The organism is Nonomuraea fuscirosea, assembly GCF_003001935.1.
GTDB classification, from domain to species: domain Bacteria; phylum Actinomycetota; class Actinomycetes; order Streptosporangiales; family Streptosporangiaceae; genus Nonomuraea; species Nonomuraea fuscirosea.
The window spans coordinates 344508-366857 of sequence record NZ_PVNG01000002.1; the positions used below are offsets into that span (position 1 = coordinate 344508).

A 22350-nucleotide genomic window follows, 5' to 3' on the forward strand; every position below is an offset into this window, starting at 1 on the left:
GGTGTCATGCCACCATCGTGGGAAGACATCGGGGTGTCCAGACGTTCCCTCATAGAGATGACACGAATGCACGAATACACCGAGCTCGACGAGTTCGAGACCGGCGACATGGACCTCGAGGAGCGCCAGGCGCTGCGCCGCGTGGCGGGCCTCTCCACCGAACTGCAGGACGTCTCCGAGGTCGAGTACCGGAAACTGCGGCTCGAACGGGTCGTCCTCGTCGGCGTCTGGACCTCCGGCACGGCCGAGGACGCCGACAACTCCCTTCTGGAGCTCAAGCTCCTGGCCGAGACGGCCGGGTCCGAGGTACTCGAGGGACTCGTCCAGCGCCGCCAGAAGCCCGACCCGGCCACCTACATCGGCTCGGGCAAGGCCCTGGAGCTGCGCGACGTGGTCGAGGCCACCGGCGCCGACACCGTGATCTGCGACGGTGAGCTGGCCCCCGGCCAGCTGCGCCAGCTCGAAGAGATCGTCAAGGTCAAGGTCATCGACCGGACCGCGCTGATCCTCGACATCTTCGCCCAGCACGCCAAGAGCCGCGAGGGCAAGGCGCAGGTCGAGCTGGCCCAGCTGTCCTACCTGCTGCCGCGCCTGCGCGGCTGGGGCGGCAACCTGTCCCGTCAGGTCGGCGGCCGCGCCGCGGGCGGCGTCGGCATCGGCGGCCGCGGCCCCGGTGAGACCAAGATCGAGCTGGACCGCCGGCGCATCCGCGAGCGCATGTCCAAGCTGCGCCGCCAGATCGGCGGCATGTCCACCTCCCGCGACACCATGCGCAACCGCCGCCAGCGGCGCGAGGTCCCGGCCGTGGCCATCGCCGGCTACACCAACGCCGGCAAGTCCTCGCTGCTCAACCGCGTCACCGGCGCGGGCGTGCTGGTGGAGGACGCGCTGTTCGCCACCCTCGACCCGACCGTGCGCCGGGCGCGCACGCCGGAGGGCCGGCTGTTCACGATCGCCGACACCGTCGGCTTCGTCCGGCACCTGCCCCACCAGCTCGTCGAGGCGTTCCGCTCGACGCTGGAGGAGGTCGCCGACGCCGACCTCATTCTGCACGTGGTCGACGGCTCGCACCCCGACCCCGAGGGGCAGCTGGCGGCCGTGCGCGAGGTCTTCGCCGACATCGAGGGCGCCGCCGAGGTGCCCGAGATCGTGGTGATCAACAAGGCCGACGCGGCCGACCAGGAGGTGCTCGACCGGATCGCCAGGCGCGAACGCGACAGCATCGTGGTGTCGGCGCGCACGGGCAAGGGGATCGGCGAGCTGATGGCGCTGATCGAGGAACGGCTGCCGCGGCTCGACCACGAGGTGCAGCTGCTGGTGCCCTACGACAGGGGAGACCTGGTCTCGCGGGCCCACAAGGAGGGCGAGGTGCTCTCCGTGGACCACGTGGGCGACGGCACCGTGCTGCACGCGCGGGTGCTGCCTAGCCTGGCGGAGGAGCTGAAGAAGGTGGGCAAGCCGGTGGAGCACGTCTCCTAGGCTTTCCTGGCGCGCGTACGGGGCCGCTGAGGTCGCGTACGCTGCGGGTGGGCGTGCGGTGGGGGCGGTTGTCACCACCGCGCCTCACGGACACCCACGGACGACCGTGGACGCCCTTGGAAGGCGGCCACGGACGCCATGACCACGCCGGCCCATGGACGGCGGCCATGGATACTCACGGCCGCCGACGCCCATGGGCTCTCGATGGGACCGATGGGACACTTGAGGGGCGCCTTTTCGGCGCCCTTCCCGGTATGGGGGTCAGCTCTCGCCTCAAAGCGCGCAGACCTGCCCAAAAGCGGCAGTGGTCCCCGAACCCTGGGATTGCTAGGATTGGCCAGACCTAACTTTGGTCTGGATTTGGGTTCGGTTCTGAGTTTCGGATGAGGGTCGTGCGCGTTCGAGTCGTCAGCGGGAGCCCTGGGGACGCGGTAGGGCTGCGTGACGATTGGGATGAGTGGTCTTTCTTCCGAATAACCCTGTACACCAGCCCAACATGTGAAATAACGTAACTGAACTGAAATCGCCGGATCATGCCTCCGGCGATACGGTCACCGCACCAACGAGGTGCGGAAAAGAGCAGGAGACCCCCCATGTCGTCCGGACCCGGAGCGGACTCAGTGGGCGCGGCCCAGGCCGTGCGCTGGGCTCTGCGCTCATGCGGTGGGCCGTGCTGGGTGGTGATGCGGTGACCGTTCGACTGCTGACCAACATCGGCCGCCTCTGGACCGGCAACGAGGTCCTCAGCAACGCCGCCATCCTGGTGCACAACGACCGCATCGCGTGGGTCGGGCGCGCGCCCGACCTGCCGCAGAGCGTCCCCGGGGTCGTCGACGACATCGTCGACGTCGACCATGTCGAAAACCTGGGCGGCGCCCTGGTCACGCCCGGCCTGATCGATGCCCACACGCACCCCGTCTACGCCGGCAACCGCTACGCCGAGCTGGCGATCCGCACCGGCGGCTCCACCTCCGCCTCGATCACCGCGGCGGGCGGCGGCGTGGGCTCCACCGTCACCGTGACCCGCGGCACCGACCCGTGGACCCTGTGCAACGGCGTACGCGAGCGGCTGCGCGGCTGGCTGCTCAGCGGCACCACGACCGTCGAGGCCAAGACCGGCTACCACCTCACCCGCGACGGCGAGCTCGCCGACGTGCGGCTCCTGCGCGAGCTGGAGAAGGAGCCGATGATGCCGCGCGTGCACGTCACGTTCCTGGCCGCGCACGTGGTGCCGCCCGAATACTTCGGCCGGCAGCGCGAATACGTCGAGGCCGTGGGCGCCTGGTGCGCCGACGCGGCCGCGGCCGGCGCCGACAGCGTCGACGTCTACTGCGACGAGGGCTACTTCACCACCGAGGAGTCCCGCTGGGTCCTCGCCTCCGGCCGCAACGTGGGCCTGCTGCCGCGCATCCACGCCGGCCAGTACAGCCGCCGCGGCGCCGTCCAGCTGGCCGCCGAGCTCGGCTGCGCCTCCGCCGACGGCCTGCACCACATGTCCGACGAGGACATCGCCATCATGTCCCGCTACGGTGTCCCCGCCGTCGTCTGCCCCGCCACCGCCCTCCAGCGCGGCCACCTCCCGCCGGTCCGCCAGATGATCAAGCACGGCGTCCAGATCGCGCTCGGCAGCGACCACAACCCCGGCTACTGCGGCATCACCTCGATGTCCCTGGTGATCGCCATGGCGGTGTCGGCGTTCGGCATGAGCGTCAACGACGCCCTCCGCGCCGCCACCCTGGGTGGGGCCACCGTCCTCGGCGCCCCCGACCGCGGCGTCCTCGCGCCGGGCCGGCTGGCCGACATCGTCCAGTGGGACGCCGACCACGAGGGCGCCTTCGCCTGGTCCTTCGGCCTCAAGCCGCGGCGGGTGTGGCGGGGCGGGACACCGGTCCAGTAGTCAGGCGCCGGCCATGCCACCGTGGATCGCCATCGTCACCGACTCCACCGCCTGCCTCGGCAAGGTGCCCGGCATGACAGTCATCCCCATCCAGGTCCTCCCACACCACCCCACCACCCCTCTCCCCCCACCCACCCTTCCTCCACCCCGACCGCCCACGCACGGCCCTCCCACCTCCGGACCTCCCCAGGCGTCCGGCCCTGCTTCGCCCTGCCCGACGACGCCCAGCGCGTCCGCCTCCGGTCTTCCTATCGCGTCCGTTCCTGCAGTTCCGCCGCCCACGCCCGGCCCTTCCGCCACGTCCGACCCTGCTCCAGCCTCGCCAACCACATTCGGTCCTGCCACCGCGGGCCCGTCCACCGCGCCTAGCCCTCACATCGCGCCCGGCGCCACACCGGCCCTGGATCCTTCTGCCGAGTCGGCTGCCACATCGGCCCTGGCAATTGCGTCATCGGCAGTGACGTCAGATGAGAGCTCCTTCACCGGAGACCTCATCAACGCGACCACCTCGCGCCCTTCCCCCGCCCGCTTCGCCTCCTGCTACGCCGAGCTGGCCGCCGCCGGCGCCACGGGCATCGTCTCGATCCACGTCTCCGCCGAACTGTCCGGCACCATAGATTCCGCCCGAGCCGCCGCGCGGGATGCCCCCGTGCCCGTGGAGGTGATCGACAGCCGCTCGATCGCCATGGGCCTGGGATACCCCGTCCTGGCCGCCGCCCGTACCGCCGAGAACGGCGCCACGTTGGACGAGGCGACAGCGGCCGCACGCCGTTGCCTGCGAACCACGCGATCGTTCTTCTACGTGGACAACCTCGACTACCTCCGCCGCAGCGGCCGGATCGGCACGGCGGCCTCCCTCGTAGGCTCCGCCCTCATGATCAAGCCGTTGCTCCACTTCGTGGACGGCCGCATCTCCCTCCTGGAGAAGGTCCGCACCGCCTCACGCGCCATCGCCCGTCTCGAGGACCTGGCAGTGCAAGCAGCGGGAACGGGCCTTGTACGGGTCGCCGTACAACACCTGAACGCGAGCGAACGAGCCGAGGCGCTGGCGGAACGCCTGCCGAAACGCTTGCCGGCCGTGGTGGACCTGCAGGTGGTGGAGGTGGGCGCGGAGCTCGGCATACACGTGGGCCCCGGCTTCCTCGGCCTCACCGTAACACCAGAAGACGCCTGACAATCCCGCCCGCGGCACGTTGTCCACAGCCGCCCCATCCCCACCCACCACTATCCCCAGAACGTCGCTCGGCCCCACTCCCACGGCCACCCACCCCATACCGTCGCCGACGTGCGAACCCCCGATCCGATGGCAGAGCGCGCCATAGCCGAAGCCCGGCTACGGTCGATCACCGCCCCTGCCCGCCGCCCCCGCCGCCTCATCGGCAAACCTCCCTGGGGCATGGGCAAGCCCCCCGGATCCCGGGAACCCGCTACCAACCCCAAAAACCTGCCCCCACCACCCCGCAACCGCTCAACCCCGCACAACCAAAACCCACTGACGAGCCCCGACCCCGTAGCTCCGGCGCCCACAACCCCCGCCCCCACAACCGCACACCCAAGGAAGCCGCCGCACGCGATCCCAGACCCAAAGCCGTGGGAACAGCCGTCCACACCGCCAACCGCCCAACAAGCAGCACCCACACCCACGTCCTTCCGACCTGCGACGCCGACGTACGCGAGACCGGAGCCGGAGCCGGGGGAACAAGCCTCCGCACACGCAGGTATGCGCCCTGGGGTGTCCGCGCTGCCGTCCTCGCGGTCTGCGGCGCTGGCGTACGCGCGGTCTGCGGCGCTGGCGTACGCGCGGTCTGCGGCGCTGGCGTACGCGAGGTCGGAGCCGGAGCCGGAGCCGGAGCCGGAGCCGGTGCCCGAGCCGGAGCCGGTGCCGTGGGAACAAGCGTCCGCACCCGCAGCTTCGCACCCTGCGATACCCGCGCCAATGTCCTCACCGCCCGCCGCATCCACACCCTCGCGGTCGATGACACCAACGGGTGCGACATCGCAACCCGTGCCGCCCAACCCCGCAGCCTCGCAACCCCCCACGCCCTTGCCCGCCACACCCCCAGCCGCAACGCTCCCACATCCCCCAACGCCCAGCTCTGCCAGCGGCCGGGCCTCAAGCCTCGACCCCACTCCCAATGCCGGCCCGGGCATCAACCCCGGACCTGATCACGGCTCCGCTCCTGGTCCCAACCCGGTCCTCACTCCCGCCCGCATCTCCGCACCCGCCGACAGCTTCGACCTCGGCCCCGCTCAGACGCCCACCGCCGCTGCCTCACCCACCGCAGACTGGCCCGAGACCTCTGGCCCACCAACAGCCGGCCCGTCCACCTCCTCAACAGCCACCCTCTCCCCTCCATCATTGCGATCGCTCCGAGAGTTGATCGCCTCCAAGAGCTCCACCCTCGATCCGGGCAGACCAGGTCTGCGAGTCCTCCTCGCCATCGGCGCACTCGCAGTCGCCGCAGCCGCCTTCTTCGTCTGGCGCTCGACCCCGTCACCCCAACCCCTCGCCGTCCCCACCCCGATCACCCCCATCACATCGATCGCCCCCTCGCCCCAGTCCCCCTCCGCCAAAGTGACCGTCCACGTCGCAGGCAAGATCCGTAAGCCAGGCGTCTACCTGCTCCACTCAGGCGCCCGAGTGACGGACGCGGTGACAGCCGCAGGTGGCGTGACGCGGGGTGCCTCGACCGGGCCCCTCAACCTGGCCAGACGCCTGATCGACGGTGAGCAGATAGTGGTGGGCGTCACCTCACCCCAGACACCCCTCGGCCCCGGTGCCCTCGCCCCAGACCCGGCCACCGCCATCCTGGACCTGAACTCCGCCACCACCGACCAACTGGAGCAACTTCCGGGAGTCGGAGAAGTCCTGGCCGCCCGCATCTTCGAGTTCCGTACCAGCCGGGGCGGCTTCACCACGGTGGACCAACTACGCGAAGTCAATGGCATTGGGCCGCGGAAGTTCGCCGAGATCAAGCCGAAGGTCCGCGTCTGACATGCCCAGGAAACGCACGGCAGACAGTTCAGAAGACCCGATCTCGGTCCCTCGCGAACACACCTGGCCCCTCGCCCTGCCCGCCCTGGCAGCCTGGGCCGCCGCCCTCATCCTGCCCGCCTGGTCCGCCCTCACCGGCATGATCGTCGCCATAACCGCAGCCTCGACGACCATCGTGGTGCTCCGCCTCATCCAATCCGCAGACGGACAAACCGACAGCTCCACCGCCAGACGCACCGCATGGCGAAACGTCGCCCTGGCCACGCTCATCTGCACAGCGGCGGCCTCGGCCTCTGTCGCTTTCAGAGTCCACGCGCTCACCACAGGACCAGCAGCCCAGCTCGCGGAGGCGAACGCCTTCGTCACCGCCCAGATCGCCCTGACCGACGACCCCAAACGCCGACCGGGCAGAAGCGGCCATTTCCAACATGCCAGCTATGTGATCTCCGCAGACCTGATAACCATCCGAACCGCCACCACCACGCAAGCGGTCCACGTCCCCATCACCGTCTTCGCCACCGGCCAATCCTGGGGCCCGCTCCTGCCCACCCAGCACGTGGAGGTCACCGGCCGCCTGGCCAAACCGGTCCCCGGCTCACTGATAGCCGCAACCCTCCTGGTCCGAGGCCCGCCAAGAGTGCTGACGCAGCCCTCAGGACTCCAGACGGCAGCGGGCGCGCTCAGATCGGGCCTGCGATCGGCCGCCGACATCCTCCCTCCCGAGCAGCGTGGCCTCCTCCCAGGCCTCGTCGTCGGTGACGTCTCCCGCATGGACCCACAGGTAACCGCCGACTTCAAAGAAGCGGGCCTCAGCCACCTGAACGCCGTATCAGGGGCAAATTTGGCGATTGTCGCAGGCGCCACACTTGCACTCTCCCGCCTCATCGGCCTCTCCTTGCCGCTGAGGGCGTTGTTCGCCGCAGTCGCGATGCTCGCGTTCGCCGTCGTCGCCCGCCCGTCCCCCAGCGTCCTGCGCGCCCTCCTCATGGGCCTGGCAGCAGCCATAGCCATGGGTACGGGCCGTTCGAAGGACGGCTTCGCGGCCCTGTCGGCAACCGTCCTCTTGCTGATCCTCTTCGCCCCTGACCTCGCCCGCAGCTACGGTTTCGCCCTCTCGGTAACCGCCACCGCCGGCATCCTCATCCTGGCCCCACGCTGGCGAGACAAGCTAACGGGCGCAAACACAGAAGCCACCCCACCAGAAACCCACCCTCACCTGGGCGACCCTCATCCGGGCGTCTCCCGCCTGGGTGACTCTCACCCGGGCGACCCAGATCGTGTCCACTCAGATTGTGATGGCCTCGGTCGTGTCCACTCGGATTGTGACGACCGCAGTTGTGACCACTCGGATAGTGAACACCCCGGTCGTGAACACTCGGATCGCGACCGCGCCGATCGCGACCGTCCCCATCGCGACCGCGCCGAATGCGACTGCCCCCACCTCTGCAGCGCCGGCCCATTCGCTCTTGATCGTCCCGGCTTGCATCACCCCAACCCGAGCTATGCCAGGGTGGACGACCTCGAAACTCGCCGATGCGATGCTGACCGTTCCAGCTTGTCTCACCCCCGCCCGGACCACTCCAAGCCGAGCCACCTCGGAACTGGCCAATGCGACGTTGACCATTCCAGCCTTCAGCACCCCCGCCCAGACCACTCCCAGTCGGGCCACCACGGGACTGCCCAGTTCGACCCTGACCCTCCCAGCCCCGAGCACCGCATCCTCGACCCGAGCCGTTCCCATTGGGCGAGCCGCGACACCGACCGCTTGCACACCGACACCTTCGGTCTCACCCGTATGACTGCAGGTCTTCATGCTCGTCCACGCTCAAGCCAGGCTGTCCAGGATGGCCCGTCCCGTGCGGTCCAGCTCCCGGGTGACGCCCGTGGCGATGAGGTAGCGCGCCTTCAAGACGCCGATGCCTGCAGCGCCGATCGCCTCGACCCGGCAGCGCGAATCAACGTCGACCGCTTCGGGCCTGACGACTCCGAGCCCCACCGATTCGGCCCCGAACAGCACCACGGCCCCAGCTCGCTTCACTCCGACCCGCATGACGCAGAGCCCAGCCCTCGAAGTGCCGATTCTGGGTCTTCGTGGCGGGTCCCGCGTTGGATGGCTGAGGCTGTTGCCGTTCCGGCCGCCGCGCAACTGGCCGTGACACCTGTCCTGGTGTTGATGGCGGGCCAGCTGACTCCCGTAGCCGTGATCGCCAACCTGCTCGTTGCGCCGGCTGTGGCTCCTGCCACTCTGCTCGGCTTCGGTGCCGCTCTTGTAGCGCCCATCTGGCCGGACGGCGCGAGGCTGCTGGTGATCCCCGCCGGATACGCGGTCGGCTGGATCATCACGGTAGCCCGCTGGGCGGTGAATCTCCCGTTCGCCAACGTCCCATGGCCCGCCGGCCTTGCAGGGCTCGGCCTGCTTCTGCTCGTGATGACCGTGACGGTGCTCATCTTGCGCCGTCGCGCCTGGCGGGCGATGGCGCTCACGGCGGCCGGTGCCGCGCTGGTGACCGTGCTGGTGATCCGGCCCATCGCCGGACCCTGGCCGCCCAGGAATTGGCTGATGGTCATGTGCGACGTAGGACAGGGCGACGGCCTGGTGATCTCGGCCGGGCCTGGACGCGGCGTCGTGGTGGACACCGGGCCGGATCCCGTGACCATGGACCGCTGCCTGAGGAGGATCGGCATCGAGGACGTACCGCTGCTCGTTCTCACCCATCCCCACGCCGATCATGTGAACGGCCTGCCAGGCGTGCTCAGGAACCGGCGCGTCGGCGCGGTGCTGGTCAGTCCGCAGCGAACGGACGCACGGTCAGGCGCACGCGTGTCCGCCACCCTCGCGCACCACCGGATCCCCGAATGGACCGCCCCACCAGGGACCCGCTGGCGGTTCGGTCCATCGGAGCTGACAGTACTCGCCCCGGAGGTCGCCGCCGATGACCTGCACGGATACGGGGAGGGAAGCGCGATCAACAATTCCAGCGTGGTCATGCACGTACGCTGGCGCGCCGGCTCGATCTTGCTCAGCGGCGATCTGGAAACGGAAGCGCAGGATCACCTGCACCATCGCTTGACTGTACGGGCAGACCTCCTCAAAACCCCGCACCACGGGTCGAACCGGCAGTCCCCGGCCTTCCTGTCCTCGCTAGGCGCACGAGCCGCGCTGATCAGCGTCGGAGCCGACAACGACTACGGCCATCCCGCGGTGTCCACGCTGAACCTGTTGCGTCGGCTCGGCCTCACCATCTACCGGACCGATAAGGAAGGGGATCTCGCCGTGGTGGAACGAGAGGAAGGAGGACTGGCCATCGTTTCACGCGGCACATGACCGAGTGAGTTCTGGGACGTGACTTCAGGATGCGCGTGTGGTGGTGTGGTTGTCCGCAGGACTTGGCCAGAGGCTGTATTCGGGAACGGCCCGGATGGTCTGAGGCTGTATACGGGAACGGCTTGGGTGGCCTGAGGGCGAATCCGGGAACGGCCCGGATGGTCTGAGGGCGAGCGACTCGTCTGTCTGAGTCAAGGCCCCAGCCTGCACGACTCATTCGACTGGACGACGTCCTACGCGGCCCCTCGCTCACGTCCCCAAGCCCCATCTCCCTCGTTCGGGGGAGTGCGGCGATCATGACTTCACTCCCGAGGGGGAGCCGCGGTGTGGGGGCGATTGCAAAGCTCAGGAGGTCAGCAACCGTGACCTTCTCGAACCGGGGTGTAAACGTGAGCATTCGGATTCACCGTACGTTCGTAATGACTACCCGCACGTCCGTGATGGGCCTGATCGCCGCAGCGGCCCTTGCGGTCGTGCCCTCCGGGGCCTGGGCGATGGACGGCACCGCCGGTTCGGGGTCGTCTGGAGTCTGGACGTCAGGTGGTACTGCCGGTTCGGGGTCGTCTGGAGTCTGGACGTCAGGTGGTACTGCCGGTTCGGGGTCGTCTGGAGTCTGGACGTCAGGTGGTACTGCCGGTTCGGGGTCGTCTGGAGTCTGGACGTCAGGTGGTACTGCCGGTTCGGGGTCGTCTGGAGTCTGGACGTCAGGTGGTACTGCCGGTTCGGGGTCGTCTGGGGTCTGGACGTCGGGTGGTGCTGCCGCATCGATGCCGTCCCAGGGCTGGGCTCCGGGTGGCGCTGCTGGATCGGTGGCGCCCGTGGGCTGGTCGGCGGGTGGTGCCGCCGGGCTGGAGGCATCTGCCGTGCCGAGTCCGTCCGCGTCCGCAGCGAAGACCGCTCACCTGAAGGGGCGGGCCACGATGTACTTTCCAGCGCCCGACAACGACATCGAGATCACGGCCGACGCCCACGCCACGTTCGATCCGAACGGTGCGTGGAGACCTACCCGATCATGGGGGACGTTCCGGATCTCGCATCGCTACAAGTTGCCGGACGGGACATGGTTCACCAACTGGGGTGATTTCGCGGTCGACTGCCTGACCACCGGCGGGCCCACCGCGACCGTCACCGGCAGGCTCACCAAGGTGGCCCCCGGTGGGCCATGGGAGGAGCTGCTGAAGGAGCGGACGCGCATGGGCCTCAGCTTTTACGTTGCCGGAAAGGGGCGAGGGCCGAACCGGATCGGGTTGAGCGGGGCGCCTCGGCCTGGGGAAGGCGAGTTGAGCGCCTGCATGGCTCCTGCGGCCGATGCGCCGGTGGTCAAGGGTGGCTACACGCTGGTGGACAAAAGATGATCAGTCGTTCGGCCGAGGTGCTGTCACGCGTTGGCTCGGCGGAGGCGTTCGGCTGCTTGCGTCCAGAGTGCTCCGCCGGACACCGCGGTGTAGCCGTGGAGTGATTCCCATCGGATGTCGTGGGCGGCCGGCCACAGGCCGGCCGCCCAGGCGATCTGTTGCTCTTCGGCGGTGAACGAGCGGGCCCGAGCGTCCTGGTAGGCGGCCAGGAATGCCTCGGTGCTCTCGATCGGCGGCAATGTAGCCGGGCCCAGCTTGGGGAACACCGTGCTCGCGGCTCCCACCAGGGCGGCTTCCGGTTGCCAGGCCAGGCTGTCCCAGTCGTGCACGATCCACACCTGCCCGCCGTGCCACCGGAGGTTGTGCGCCTCGAAGTCGGCGTGGCCCAGCGCACGGGGCAGGTCGGTCGCCAGCATGCGCCGACGGGCCCTGTCGGCTATGTCCGTGACATAGGCGGGTATGAGGCTCTGATCCTTTTCGTCGAGAGACTCGATCGCGGGCCACAGACCGGGGTCGGGGTGATCCCACCGTACCCAGCGAGGATTCGGCAGGGGCGGCGTGACGGCGACGTCCTCGAGTGCGGTCATCAGCTGGGCGAAGACCTCCGCGTAGCGTACGGCGAGGTCTGGTGTGTCCCCGTGCAGCACCTCTCCTCCGGGACGGAACTCCTCAGCGTGTACGGCGAGGGGACCGACGCCGACGACCGGCGTGAGCGGACGGGCGCAAGGGAACCCGTTCTCGGCGAGGCGGGCCTGCGCGGCGACGCATGATCGCGCCCGGCCGTCGTCGTGACGGGCCTTGACCACGACGTACGCACCGCCGGCCAGCCGGAGACCGAGCACCGACGACATCGACCGCTGCCGGAACAGCACGTCGGCGGGTCGGTCCCCCAGGTGGTCCAGACACCAGGCCGGTAGCCAGTCCGGCAGGTCATCGAGCAGCACAGTGAAACTGTGCCATGGTGCGTTACGAATGCGCCGGATGTCGCCTGAGACTCAGTGCAGGAGGCTGGGGACGTACCGCTTCCCACCCGGCGTCCATCGCTCTCAGCTGCGGCGGAGGCGTTGAGTACCGGGTTGTCGGTGGGGCATGGCATGCTGCCTGACATGGCGGGAACCGATCCAGCACCTGTGACCCTGGTCGTCGGCGATGAGGAGTTGATGGCCGAGCGGGCGGTGAGCGGCGTCGTCGCCGCGGCCCGGGCGGCTGATCCCGCCTCCGAGGTGCATGACCTGCTGGGGAGCAAGGTCACCACGGGCGAGCTCACCCAGCTGACCTCGCCGTCGCTCTTCGGCGATCGTTCCGTGGTGGTGATCCGATCGGCGCAGGATCTGACGAAGGACGTCATCGCCGAGGTCGTGGCCTACGCCAAGCAGCCGTCCGAGGACACGGTGATGGTGCTGGCGCACCCGGGTGGGGTGAAGGGCAAGGCGCTGGTCGACGGGGTGAAGAAGGCCGGGGCCAAGGTGATCACGATCAGCAAGGTCACCAAGGCGGGGGAGCGGCTGGAGTTCATCAAGGGGGAGTTCAAGCGGGCCGGGCGCAACATCTCGGGTGACGCGGCGCAGGCGCTGCTCGATGCCGTGGGCAACGACCTGCGGGAGCTGGCCGCGGCGTGCAGTCAGCTGGTGTTCGACAGCGAAGAGAAGACGATCAGTGCGACGGCGGTGGCCCGCTACCACAAGGGGCGCGCGGAGGTCACCGGGTTCAACGTGGCCGACTCGGCGGTCGAGGGGCGGCTGGCGGAGGCCCTGGAGCAGTTGCGCTGGGCGCTCGGCACCGGCGTCGCTCCCGTCCTGCTGGTGAGCGCTCTGGCCGGTGGCCTGCGGTCGCTGGCGAAGGTCGGCAGCGCGCCGCGCAACCTCCGGGGCGGGCAACTGGCGAGCCATGTCGGCATGCCGCCGTGGAAGGTGGACCGGGTGAGACGGCAGCTCAACGGCTGGGGGCCGGAAGGGCTGTCGCGGGCGATCCAGGCCGTGGCCAGCGCCGACGAGCAGGTCAAGGGCGGGGGCGCGGATCCGGCCTACGCACTGGAGCACACGGTGCAGGTCATCGTGGCCAACCGAACGGGCCGGTGACGTTCAAGAGGCGCCTCGGTGTGGCCGGGGGATCGAGGAGGTAGGTCGGCTCGTTTGATTGGGCGTGGTGGTGGTGTCCTGAGGGTACGGCGCGGCGTGATCGGCTGGGCGAGCCTGGCTGGGCCGGGTGGTCGCGTCCTGGTGGCGCGGGTTGGTGTGGCTGTCTGAGTACGGTGTTGGGCTCCGAGTGCCAGGGGAACGGCGTGGCTGACTAGGCGTAGCGGGCTGGGCGAGCCTGGTTGGGCAGGTCGGCGGCGCCCGTGGGCATGGGTCGGCGCGGCGTGATCGGCTGGTCAGGGCGATACCCCCGAGGGCACAAGTTGACGTGCCAGCCGACTCCGGTGGCGGCGTTCGAGAGGTGGGTCGGTGAGGAGCGCGCCAGGGGAGCGGGATCGCGAGAGGCAGTGGAGCCGTCAGCCGGGAGACGGGGCAGAGGGGAAGCGGTCAGTGGGGAGAAGTTTGCGGAGTCTGGTCAGCGAAGGGCGGGCCGGAGGAACGGCATCGCGAGAAGCGGGGAGAAGCGGTCGGCCGGTAGATGGGCCAGAAGCGAGGCGGGGCAGAGGATAAGCGGTTAGCGGTGGAGTCTGTGGAGGTGGGCCGGTACGGAACGAGCCAGGGGAGCGGCATCGCGAGAGGCGGGGAGCGGTCAGCCGGCAGGCCGGCCGGACTGGTAGCGGTCAGCGGTGAGGAGCTTGCGGAGGCGGATCAGCGAGGGGCGGTCCTGGGGAGCGGTATTGCGAGAGGTGGAGGAGCTGTCAGCGAGGTGGTCAGAGGGAAGCAGTCAGCGGGGAGGAGGCCGACAGGAACGCCTTCTCGCGACGAACCGCTGCCCCGGCTGACCAGGATGTCCCGTCCTGATCACTGCAGCAGGCCGTGCTCGAACGCGAACGCGAGGGGCCGCTCCGACAAGACCAGGCCGCCTTGCACGGCATCGAGCTGAGCGTCGTCCCGCGGCGGTCCAACAAGTGGAACGGCGTCGTGGCCTGTGCAGACAGGATCCTGACACGCCGAGTCCGCGAGGGGCGGGTCAGCGGGGGGTTTCCGCGTTGAGGAGCAGGCGTTTGAGGAGGTTGTTCAGGACGGTCTGATCCTCGGGTGGCAGGGTGCTGATCATCGTCGCCTCCACCTCGGCGCGGATCGTCATCGCATCCGTCCACAGGTCGTGGCCCTTGGGGGTGAGCTCGACGTCCACGCGGCGCCGGTCCTCGGTGCTGCGTACGCGCCGCACCAGTTGTGACCGTTCCAGCGTGTCCAGCCGGCCTGTCATCCCGGCCGGCGAGAGCAGGAGGTCCGCGGCCAGCTCCGAGGGCGTCGCCGAGCCGCCGCGTGCCACCAGGCGGTGCAGTGTCTCGAACTCGAAGTCCTGCATGCCGACCTCCGACAGGGCCGCCTCCTTGGTGTGGCCCAGGTGCTTCACCAGGAACTGCAGGCGGGTGACGATCGCCTCGACCCGTTCGTCGAAGGGTGCCTTGCCGCGCCAGCGGGCCAGGTGGCGATCGACGGAGTCTTCCATGCGCGCGATCCTATGCCAGCGAGTATTTTGTTGACGAAACATTCGCTGGCGAAATATCGTCTCTCACCATGATGTCTCGGTTGTTGATCGGACGGTGCCTGTCGGCGCTGGCCACGGCGCTCATACCGACGACCCTGACCCTGGCGGTGCTGCGTGCCACCGACGACGGTGGGGCGCTCGGGGTCGTGCTGGCGAGCGAACTGGTCCCCATGCTGCTGCTCCTCCCCGTCGGCGGCGTGCTGGCCGACCGGCTCAGGCCCGAGCGGGTGGCGCTGTTCGCCGACCTGGCCCGGGGCCTGTCGCAGGCCGCCATCGCCGTGGAACTGCTTCTCGGGCTGTACCGGCTGGTCGACCTCGCGCTGTTGTCGGCGCTCGCCGAGGCGGCCATCGCGTTCGGGAGCCCGGCCGTGCCGCGACTGGTGGTCGCGGTGGTGCCCGGGCCGGCCAGGTTGCGGGTGAACGCGCGCATCGGCGTGGTGACGAGCCTGTCGTCGGTGGCGGCCCCGGCGATCGCCGGAACGGTCACCGTCGTCGCCGGGCCTGGTTGGGCGGCGGGGCTGACCGCGGTGCTGTTCGCCGGGTCGGCGCTGACGCTCGGCGGCATGCGAACGTCGATCGCCCGGCGCGCGGAGGGTCACCATGGCGCTGAGAAGGCTGCGGGGGCTCAGAGCGCTGAGGCGGGTGTAGCGGTCCAAGGCGTTGAGAACGGTCCGGGGGTCCGGAGGGCTGAGGAGGGCGTGGAGGTCCGGAGTGCTGAGGCGAGTGTCGTGGGTCAAGGGACTGAGAACGGTGCGGGGGTCCGGAGGGCTGAGGAGGACGTTGTGGTCCAGGGCCCTGAGGACGGTGTGGGGGTCCGGGGTGTTGAGATAGAAGTGGCGGGCCGGCGGGTTGAGAGCCCTGGGCTCGAGCGTGCGGTTGAAGAGCGGGGCACGTTCTCCGCGTTCGGGCGGGACCTGCGTCGTGGGTGGCGGGAGATTCGGCAGCGGCCCTGGTTCCTGGCATGCGTGTTCGGCCACGGCGTGTGGCATTTCGTCGCCGGCCTGTTCCTGACGCTCGCCCCCGTGACGGTCGTACAAGACCTGGGCGGTGAGACGAACTGGATGGTGATCGTGCAGAGCGGGACCGTGGGGATGGTGCTGGGCGTGTTCGCCGCGCCCAGGCTGCCGATCCGGCGGCCGCTGGCGGTGATGCAGGTCGGCGCCGCCGCCTACCTGCTGCCCATGGCCGCCCTGGCCGTGCCAGGTCCGGTCGCGGTGCTGGCGGTGGCGTACTTCGCGGCCATGTTCGGGCTGGGGGTGCTCATCCCGTTGTGGGAGACGGTCGTGGCCGAGGAGATCCCGGAGCGGGCTCTGGGGCGGGTGCGCTCGTTCGACACACTGATCTCGTTCGCGTCGCGACCGTTCGGGCTGGCAGTGGCGGCGCCGCTGGCGGGGCTGACCGGGGTCACGGCTCTGGCACTGGTGGGTGGCGTATTGGTCGCCGCAGCCAACCTGATGGCGATCACCTGGTCAGCCACGCCGTCGACCCGAACTGCGGCGACTCCAGCCGGCGTCGGCCGGGCGGCGCTGTCGCGGTGGGCTCGACCGGCGACGGCCCATATTCGGCGAGCTTCGATGAGAGGCCAGAATGAGGACGGTGAACGTTCCCACGCCCCGTCCTGAAGCACCCGCGTCATTACCTCGGGCTCAGCCCGCGGATGACCGAACTGACCGGGGATTCCACGTCTACCGCGTCACGAAGTACGACCCGGCCGACCGCGATGCGGCCGGCCATTACGTCGGTCCTGAGGACGTGTACAGCGACCACGGCGCGGTCGAAGCGGCCTATCTGGCTTCTGTTGCCGCTTTCGCCGAAGAAACCGGCATCACCCACCTCGCTATTCGGGAACCCGAGGTAGCCGGCTTCGTGAACTTCGGCGTAGAGCCTCCGATCGACGGTCATGGCCTGGCCGGACTCTTCCCACCCGACCTGACGGGTTACCACGACGGCGCACAGGTGCCGATGTCCGTCGCCTTGGAACTGGTCCGGGCGATGCTGCGCGACAACGGCGCCTGGTGTCGCTTGGAGGCTGAGGGTCGATTCTTCGTCCACGTAGGGTACGACCAGTACGTCTATGTCGGCAGCGCACTTCCGTGCCCGTACGCGGTGTCGCTGACGCACGGGCGTGGACTCTTCGCCGAACAGATCGACCGGTCACCGTACGACCCACACCTCGATGAAGCCGATTCCGCCCGGGGACGCTCCGCCGACGACGCCTTCTGGGCCGAACTGAATGTCCTCATCAGCAGGCGAGGCACGGTGTTGCTCGAGGAGGGCTTCGTCTTCAACACCTCACGCTGGCACCGCATCGCGCTTGATGACGTGGCTTCGATACGGAGCCGAATCGCCCCGCGGGCCAGGTTGCTGATCTGGCCCGACCTGTCGGCCGACGTGGACACGGCCCTCGCCGGTCTTCCCGACGACGGCCTCGTTGAGATCGTCTGGCAGAACTCTCGGGGGGAGATCACCAGTCTGACGATCGACGAAACTGAATATCCGGCACTGCCCGCCAAACTGGCTGATGCCCGGGCGGTGTTGATTCTCTCCTGCGACGAGGACGAACGTATCCCGCTGATGGCCGCCGTGATGCCCGACCCCGATGGTGTACTCCGCGCCCGATGGATGCCCTGACGCTCACTGCGCATAGAGGTGTGGCCCGTTGATTCAAGGTGACGGCTTGATCTGTGGCGATGGAGGTCTGCTGGCGGCAATGAGAACGCATCAACGGAGGTTCGCGAGGAGTCAAGGTGCGGTCGAGCCGGGCTGCTCAAGCGGCTCGCGCATGACGGCGATGGCCTCGACGGCGTCAGCGACCACGTGATCGGCCCGGTGTTCGTGGGCCGGCCAGGTCCCCCGGTCGATCCAGATCGTCCGCAGACCGGCCGCCCGGCCTCCCTCGATGTCGGCGATGAGATTGTCGCCGACCATCCAGCCGCCCAGAGAAAGGCCGGCCCCACACCGCTGAGCGGCGATCTCGAACAGGCCGGTCTCGGGTTTCCTGATGCCCTCGGCTTCCGATACGGCGTAACCGTCCACCAACTCGGCCAGGCCCGTCCGGTGGAGTTTGCCGAGTTGGTTGTCCGCCATGCCGTTGGTGACGATCCCCACCCGCCACCCCGCACCGCGCAGGCCGGCTATCCCGGAAAGGACGCCGGGGTAGCACCGTACGAGGTCGGGCATGCGCTGGCGGTAGGCCGCCCACAGCTCCTCGACCGACTCGGAAAGAGCGAAATGCTCGCGGACGTCACTGAAGAACGTCTCCCGATGGGGATGCGTGGCTCGATCCCGGGCGACGAGCCAGGCGCGGCTCTCGGGGCCGAGGTGCTGTTGCTCGGCGAACTCCGCGGCCCACCGGAGGAACGCGGTATCAAGGTCGAGGAGGGTCCGGTCGAGGTCGAAGAGGGCCAGACGCTGCACGCAGCCGATCATAGAAAGCCGGCACCCGGGGGATCAGGTGCGGGCGGCCTCGTGGATGACGCCGTCGCTGATCTCCAGGACCCGGTCCGCCACCGTCATCAAGCTCTCGTCGTGCGTGGCCACCAGCGCCGTGACCCCCTCACTCCGTACGAGCGCCCGCAGCAGTTCCATGATCTGCCGCCCCGTCTGCGAGTCCAGTTGCCCGGTCGGCTCGTCGGCCACCAGCAGCCGGGGCCGGTTGGCCAGGGAGCGGGCGATGGCCACCCGCTGCCGCTGCCCCCCGGACAGCTCGTACGGCCGCTGGTTGACGTGCTGTTCCAGCCCCACGAGCGCGAGCAGCATCCGGACCCGGGCCTCCCGCTCCTCCCCGGGCGTGCGCAGGAGCCGCATCGGCACCCCGACGTTCTCGGCCGCCGACAGGACGGGGATCAGCCCGAAGGACTGGAAGACGAAGCCGACCACGTCCCGGCGCAGGGCCAGCAGCTCGTCCTCCGACATGGCCGTGACCTCGTGCCCGTCCACGACGACCCGGCCGGCGTCCGCTTTGTCCAGGCCGCCGATCTGGTTGAGCAGGGTGGTCTTGCCGGAGCCCGACCGGCCCCGTACGGCGACCAGTTCGCCGGGATGGATGGAGAATGTCACGTCCCGCAGCGCGACGACCTCCTTCGGCCCGGTCCGGTAGACCTTGCGCAGGCCTTCCACCACGACGAGGGGCGAGTCAGTCATTCGAGGGCTCCTCACGGGCGGGCCACACGCCGATGTGGTCGGATTCGAGTTCGAGGCGGACCCGCCGCTCCATGTCGAGGGCGCTGGTGAAGTCGCGGGGCAGCTGCAGCCGTCCGACGCGGTCGAGCACGGCGTACTCCTCGGCGATGATCTGGCCCTCGGCGCCCTCGCGCCGGAGCGTCTCGCTGCTGGTACGGCCGTCGCGGATGCCCACCGTGCGGTCCACCTGCTCGGACACGAGCGGGTCGTGCGTCACGATGACCACGGTCACGCCCAGTTCCCTGTTGGCCGTGCGCAGGGCGTCGAACACCTGCTCCGACGTCTCGCTGTCCAGCTCGCCCGTCGGTTCGTCGGCCAGGATGAGCTGCGGGGAGTTGGCCAGCGCGACGGCGATGGCGACGCGCTGCTGCTGGCCGCCGGACAGCTCGGGGGGTCTGCGGCCGGCGCAGGAGTCGACGCCGAGCAGCTCCAGCAGCTCCTCCGCCCGTCCCCGCCGCGCCTTGCCGCGGGAGGCGAGCTTCATCGGCAGCTCGACGTTCTCCCGAGCGGTCAGGTACGGCAGCAGGTTGCGCGCCGTCTGCTGCCAGATGAACCCCACCACGGAACGCCGGTACCGCAGCCGATCGCGGGGGCTCATGGACAACAGGTCCATGCCCGCCACCCTGGCCACTCCCGCCGTCGGCACGTCGAGCCCGGACAGGACGTTGAGCAGCGTCGACTTGCCCGATCCCGACGCGCCGACGATGGCCACCAGCTCGCCCTTGTCGATCACCAGATCGAGGCCCTGCAGTGCCACGACCTCGACGCCCTCGGTCTTGTAGATGCGGACGAGGTTGTCGCACACGATGTGCGAGTCGCCGCCGAAGGCGGCCTTCTGGCGGGTGGCCTTGGCTTCCAGCTCTGACAGGGTCGGGTTCATGTGGAGTCCCCCACTCGAAGCACGGCGCCGAGGCTGCGACGACGGCTGATGACGGTGTGCGCGTACGCGCCGAGTACGGCGACCACGGCCAGCCCGGCGGCCAGCGCGCTCGGCAGGAACAGGTCGAGCGAGTAGTCGCCGACGGCCAGGTCACCGGCGTAGGACGACAGGTCGACGCCGGGCCCGAGCGCGGCCGGCAGGCCGAGGCCCAGGCCGAGCCCGACCAGCGCGGTGACGAGGATCATGGGCAGGATCTCCAGCACGGTCAGCCGCTGCGCCTGGCGTTCGGACAGCCCCAGCGTACGCAGGAACGACACCGTCCTGGCCCGCTCGGCCGCCCCGACGACCAGCGACAGGACGACGGCGACCAGCGCGTACGCCGCCAGCGCGACCGTCACCACGACGAGCGTCGAGCGGACGGTGCTGGTCAGCGGATCGTCCTGGATGGCCGCCATCGCACTCTCCTGGGAGACGACGCGAGCGGACGGGACCAGCCGCGCCAGCTCGGGGAGCGAGACGTCGCCCTTGATCAGCAGCGTGTTCACGGCTGGCCGCAGCTGCACGCCGATGGGCACGACGACGAACTTGCCGGTGGTGAAGAAGCCGGGCACCGACTCGATCACGCCGCGCGTGGCCAGCTTGAGCCGCGACTGCCAGCCGATCTCGAGGGTTCCCCGCCCGCGCAGCTCAGGGGAGACGAGCACGCCGTCGGACAGCGCGGGCAGGCCGACGGGGGCGTCGCCGAGGATGGCGCGCCACTGGGCCACGTCCACGGCGATGGCCTCGGCCCGTTCGGCGCCGTACCCGACCTGGACCCGTCCCGTCTGGGCCGGCACCACCTGCTCCACCCCGGCCAGGCGGCGCACCCGCTCGATCGCGTCGGCCGGGATCTCGCTCTCCGTGCTCACCCTGACCGGTGCGCCCACCTGCTGCCAGGCCGCCAGCCGCTGCGTGCTCGCGATCCCGTCGGAGACGACGGCGGCGAACACCGACACGCCCAGCGCCGGCAGCAGGATCAGCACCGGCAGCACGCTGCCGGATCGCGACCTGGCCGCCCTGGTCAGCCCGAGGAACGGCACGGCCGCGCGGGCGCGCGCGCTCAGCCGGACGAACAGCCGCAGCGGGTACGGATAGCAGCGCAAGGTGATCAGCGCCGCCGCCACGGTCAGCGCGATGGGCACCACCAGCAGGAACGGGTCCTGCCCCGCCGAGGCGTTCAGCCCGCGGGCCCGCAGCAGATAGGCCCCGGCCAGCGCCAGCACCACGACCAGCACCTCAAGCGTGATCCGCCGGGCGGACGGCCGGGCGGTGGCCACGTCCTCGCGCCGCTCGTGCAGCGGTGTGCGGTGCAGGAGAGCCGGCCTGACGACGGCGAACCCGACGGTCACCACCACCACGATCACCGGCCCGGCGTGCACGATCGGCAGGACGGGGCCGGGCACCAGGTACGACAGCGCGTACCCGATCACCGCGGCGGGCGCCACGGCCAGCGCGGTCAGCGCCGCCGCCGTCCCCGCCACCTGCGGCAACGAGCCACCCCGGGCCCGCGCCAGGCTCAGTGTGTGGTCGAGTTTGTCGGCCAGGAGCTGTACGGCGAGGATGATCACGCCGAGCGCCACGGCCAGCAGCCCGCCGAGCACCAGGTACATCACGGTCTGCGCGGTCGACAGCTCGGCGAGGAAGCCGGTGAGCAGCTCGGGCAGCCCGGTGACCAGGTAGTAGGGGCTGGACGTGCCCACGGTCTGCAGCGCCACGACCCGGTCGAACTCGTGGACGGCCGCCCGCAGGCCGGGCACGTCGAGCGCGTCGGCCGCCCGGGGGACGAGGGGCAGGATCCAGCGGTAGGTCAGGTTGCGTCCCTCGCCGCTGAGCGCGCTGAGCCCGGCGTCGGACGTGAGCGTGGTGATGTGCCGGACGAAGTCCTGGCGGCCGGGTGGCTGCTCTTCGAGGATGCGCAGGATGTCGGAGTTGTGGGACCAGTAGCGGTCGCCGGGATCCTTGGCACGGAAGACGCCGACGATCTTGACGGCGGCGTAGTCGTTCTCGCCGACGAACACCGTCTGGCCCAGCCGCAGGTTCATCTTGTCCAGGGCCTGTTCGACGACGCCCACCTCGAAGACCGGGATCGTCTCGCCCTCGTAGCGCGTCGTGGCGGGCGCGCCGGGCGCGCGCCCGCGCACCCAGTCCACGCGCCGGTCGGCGTCGGAGAGCCAGCCCAGGTTGAGGAAGGACTTGCCGCCGGTGCCGGTGATCGGCGTGAGCGTGGTCTTGGCGCTCATGTGGCCGGCACTGCTGGGCGCGGTCAGCGGGCGCAGCTCGGGCGGCAGGATCTCGCGCCAGAGGCGCTCGCGGGAGTCGAACTGGGCGCGTTCGCGCAGGTCCTCGGCGCGCGAGCCGGATGAGACGGTCACGGCCAGGTCGGTCTGGACGGCGGGCGCGGCCTGGAGGTCGCGGCGCAGCGCCTCGTCGTACGCCGCCTGCGTCGCCCTGGGCAGGCCCGCGACCAGCAGGCAGGCGCCCAGCGTCAGCACGAAGAGCACGGCGACCGTGCCCAGGTGCTCCCGGGCGAGCAGCCGGATCCTCACTGTTCCTCCCGAAGAGCGAGCA

17 protein-coding genes and 1 pseudogene are annotated in these 22350 nt (G+C 69.8%); 10 read left to right on the forward strand and 8 right to left on the reverse strand.

Annotated features, from left to right (window positions below; translation table 11 throughout):
- The first annotated feature begins 66 nt into the window (after positions 1-66).
- The 5 genes and pseudogenes from hflX to B0I32_RS61585 form a co-directional block, all read left to right on the forward strand.
- Positions 67-1479, forward strand: coding sequence for a GTPase HflX (gene hflX, locus B0I32_RS05125; protein ID WP_106235402.1), 1413 nt, complete (start codon positions 67-69; stop codon positions 1477-1479).
- A 688-nt stretch (positions 1480-2167) separates the two neighbouring features.
- Positions 2168-3376, forward strand: coding sequence for an imidazolonepropionase (hutI, locus tag B0I32_RS05130; RefSeq protein ID WP_103953925.1), 1209 nt, complete (start codon positions 2168-2170; stop codon positions 3374-3376).
- Between the two features lie 457 nt (positions 3377-3833).
- Positions 3834-4550, forward strand: a complete 717-nt coding sequence (locus B0I32_RS05135; RefSeq protein WP_245955592.1) for a DegV family protein — start codon at positions 3834-3836, stop codon at positions 4548-4550.
- An 801-nt stretch (positions 4551-5351) separates the two neighbouring features.
- A complete protein-coding gene (locus tag B0I32_RS05145; protein WP_106235406.1) occupies positions 5352-6371 on the forward strand; it encodes a ComEA family DNA-binding protein in 1020 nt (339 codons plus the stop codon).
- Between the two features lie 139 nt (positions 6372-6510).
- Positions 6511-7542: pseudogene (locus tag B0I32_RS61585) on the forward strand (ComEC/Rec2 family competence protein); the annotation flags it as partial.
- 114 nt (positions 7543-7656) lie between these two features.
- On the opposite strand, the gene B0I32_RS59625 reads toward B0I32_RS61585, so the two are convergent.
- Together B0I32_RS59625 and B0I32_RS59630 are read right to left on the reverse strand one after the other, a co-directional pair.
- Entirely contained in the window at positions 7657-8184 is a 528-nt protein-coding gene (locus B0I32_RS59625; protein WP_245955593.1) for a hypothetical protein, read from the reverse strand.
- A 12-nt stretch (positions 8185-8196) separates the two neighbouring features.
- The gene (locus B0I32_RS59630; RefSeq protein ID WP_245955594.1) at positions 8197-8391 is read right to left on the reverse strand and encodes a hypothetical protein; all 195 of its coding nucleotides are present in this window, start codon (positions 8389-8391) and stop codon (positions 8197-8199) included.
- A 90-nt stretch (positions 8392-8481) separates the two neighbouring features.
- Between B0I32_RS59630 and B0I32_RS59635 the strand changes: the two genes are divergently transcribed.
- Together B0I32_RS59635 and B0I32_RS05160 are read left to right on the forward strand one after the other, a co-directional pair.
- On the forward strand, positions 8482-9696 hold the full coding sequence (locus B0I32_RS59635; protein ID WP_245955596.1) for a ComEC/Rec2 family competence protein: 1215 nt from the start codon (positions 8482-8484) through the stop codon (positions 9694-9696).
- 920 nt (positions 9697-10616) lie between these two features.
- Complete coding sequence (locus tag B0I32_RS05160; RefSeq protein WP_146178048.1) at positions 10617-11051, forward strand: hypothetical protein; 435 nt, start codon at positions 10617-10619, stop codon at positions 11049-11051.
- Positions 11052-11074: 23 nt separating this feature from the next.
- Here the strand turns inward: B0I32_RS05160 and B0I32_RS05165 are convergent, their stop codons facing one another.
- A complete protein-coding gene (locus B0I32_RS05165) occupies positions 11075-11995 on the reverse strand; it encodes a phosphotransferase (protein ID WP_106235410.1) in 921 nt (306 codons plus the stop codon).
- Between the two features lie 162 nt (positions 11996-12157).
- Between B0I32_RS05165 and holA the strand changes: the two genes are divergently transcribed.
- On the forward strand, positions 12158-13129 hold the full coding sequence (holA, locus tag B0I32_RS05170) for a DNA polymerase III subunit delta (protein WP_106236042.1): 972 nt from the start codon (positions 12158-12160) through the stop codon (positions 13127-13129).
- A gap of 1027 nt (positions 13130-14156) precedes the next feature.
- Here holA and B0I32_RS05175 read toward each other — a convergent pair.
- A complete protein-coding gene (locus B0I32_RS05175; protein WP_106235412.1) occupies positions 14157-14642 on the reverse strand; it encodes a MarR family winged helix-turn-helix transcriptional regulator in 486 nt (161 codons plus the stop codon).
- Between the two features lie 80 nt (positions 14643-14722).
- Here B0I32_RS05175 and B0I32_RS05180 point away from each other — a divergent pair, with 80 nt between their 5' ends.
- Positions 14723-16303 carry an MFS transporter gene (locus tag B0I32_RS05180; protein WP_181307031.1) on the forward strand — a complete coding sequence of 527 codons (1581 nt, stop codon included), beginning with the start codon at positions 14723-14725 and terminating at the stop codon, positions 16301-16303.
- Entirely contained in the window at positions 16278-17312 is a 1035-nt protein-coding gene (locus tag B0I32_RS05185) for an RNA-binding protein (protein WP_181307033.1), read from the forward strand. Before B0I32_RS05180 ends, B0I32_RS05185 begins: the two co-directional genes overlap by 26 nt.
- 111 nt (positions 17313-17423) lie before the next feature.
- On the opposite strand, the gene B0I32_RS05190 is transcribed toward B0I32_RS05185, so the two are convergent.
- The 4 genes from B0I32_RS05190 to B0I32_RS05205 are packed head-to-tail and all read right to left on the reverse strand — an operon-like array spanning position 17424 to position 22328.
- Complete coding sequence (locus B0I32_RS05190; protein WP_106236043.1) at positions 17424-18098, reverse strand: HAD family hydrolase; 675 nt, start codon at positions 18096-18098, stop codon at positions 17424-17426.
- Positions 18099-18131: 33 nt separating this feature from the next.
- Entirely contained in the window at positions 18132-18824 is a 693-nt protein-coding gene (locus B0I32_RS05195; RefSeq protein ID WP_106235416.1) for an ABC transporter ATP-binding protein, read from the reverse strand.
- A complete protein-coding gene (locus tag B0I32_RS05200) occupies positions 18817-19743 on the reverse strand; it encodes an ABC transporter ATP-binding protein (protein ID WP_106235418.1) in 927 nt (308 codons plus the stop codon). Before B0I32_RS05200 ends, B0I32_RS05195 begins: the two co-directional genes overlap by 8 nt.
- A complete protein-coding gene (locus B0I32_RS05205) occupies positions 19740-22328 on the reverse strand; it encodes an FtsX-like permease family protein (RefSeq protein WP_106235420.1) in 2589 nt (862 codons plus the stop codon). The genes B0I32_RS05200 and B0I32_RS05205 overlap by 4 nt, the downstream gene beginning before the upstream one ends.
- Positions 22329-22350: the final 22 nt, after the last annotated feature.

Excerpts from the sequence above, each read along its gene's own strand:
- B0I32_RS05200 (WP_106235418.1), bottom strand. The coding sequence starts at position 19,743 with ATGAACCCGACCCTGTCAGAGCTGGAAGCCAAGGCCACCCGCCAGAAG.
- B0I32_RS05195 (WP_106235416.1), bottom strand. The coding sequence starts at position 18,824 with ATGACTGACTCGCCCCTCGTCGTGGTGGAAGGCCTGCGCAAGGTCTAC.
- B0I32_RS59625 (WP_245955593.1), bottom strand. The coding sequence starts at position 8,184 with ATGAAGACCTGCAGTCATACGGGTGAGACCGAAGGTGTCGGTGTGCAA.
- B0I32_RS59635 (WP_245955596.1), top strand. The coding sequence starts at position 8,482 with ATGGCTGAGGCTGTTGCCGTTCCGGCCGCCGCGCAACTGGCCGTGACA.
- hflX (WP_106235402.1), top strand. The coding sequence starts at position 67 with ATGCACGAATACACCGAGCTCGACGAGTTCGAGACCGGCGACATGGAC.
- B0I32_RS05145 (WP_106235406.1), top strand. The coding sequence starts at position 5,352 with ATGACACCAACGGGTGCGACATCGCAACCCGTGCCGCCCAACCCCGCA.
- B0I32_RS05160 (WP_146178048.1), top strand. The coding sequence starts at position 10,617 with ATGTACTTTCCAGCGCCCGACAACGACATCGAGATCACGGCCGACGCC.
- holA (WP_106236042.1), top strand. The coding sequence starts at position 12,158 with ATGGCGGGAACCGATCCAGCACCTGTGACCCTGGTCGTCGGCGATGAG.
- B0I32_RS05175 (WP_106235412.1), bottom strand. The coding sequence starts at position 14,642 with ATGGAAGACTCCGTCGATCGCCACCTGGCCCGCTGGCGCGGCAAGGCA.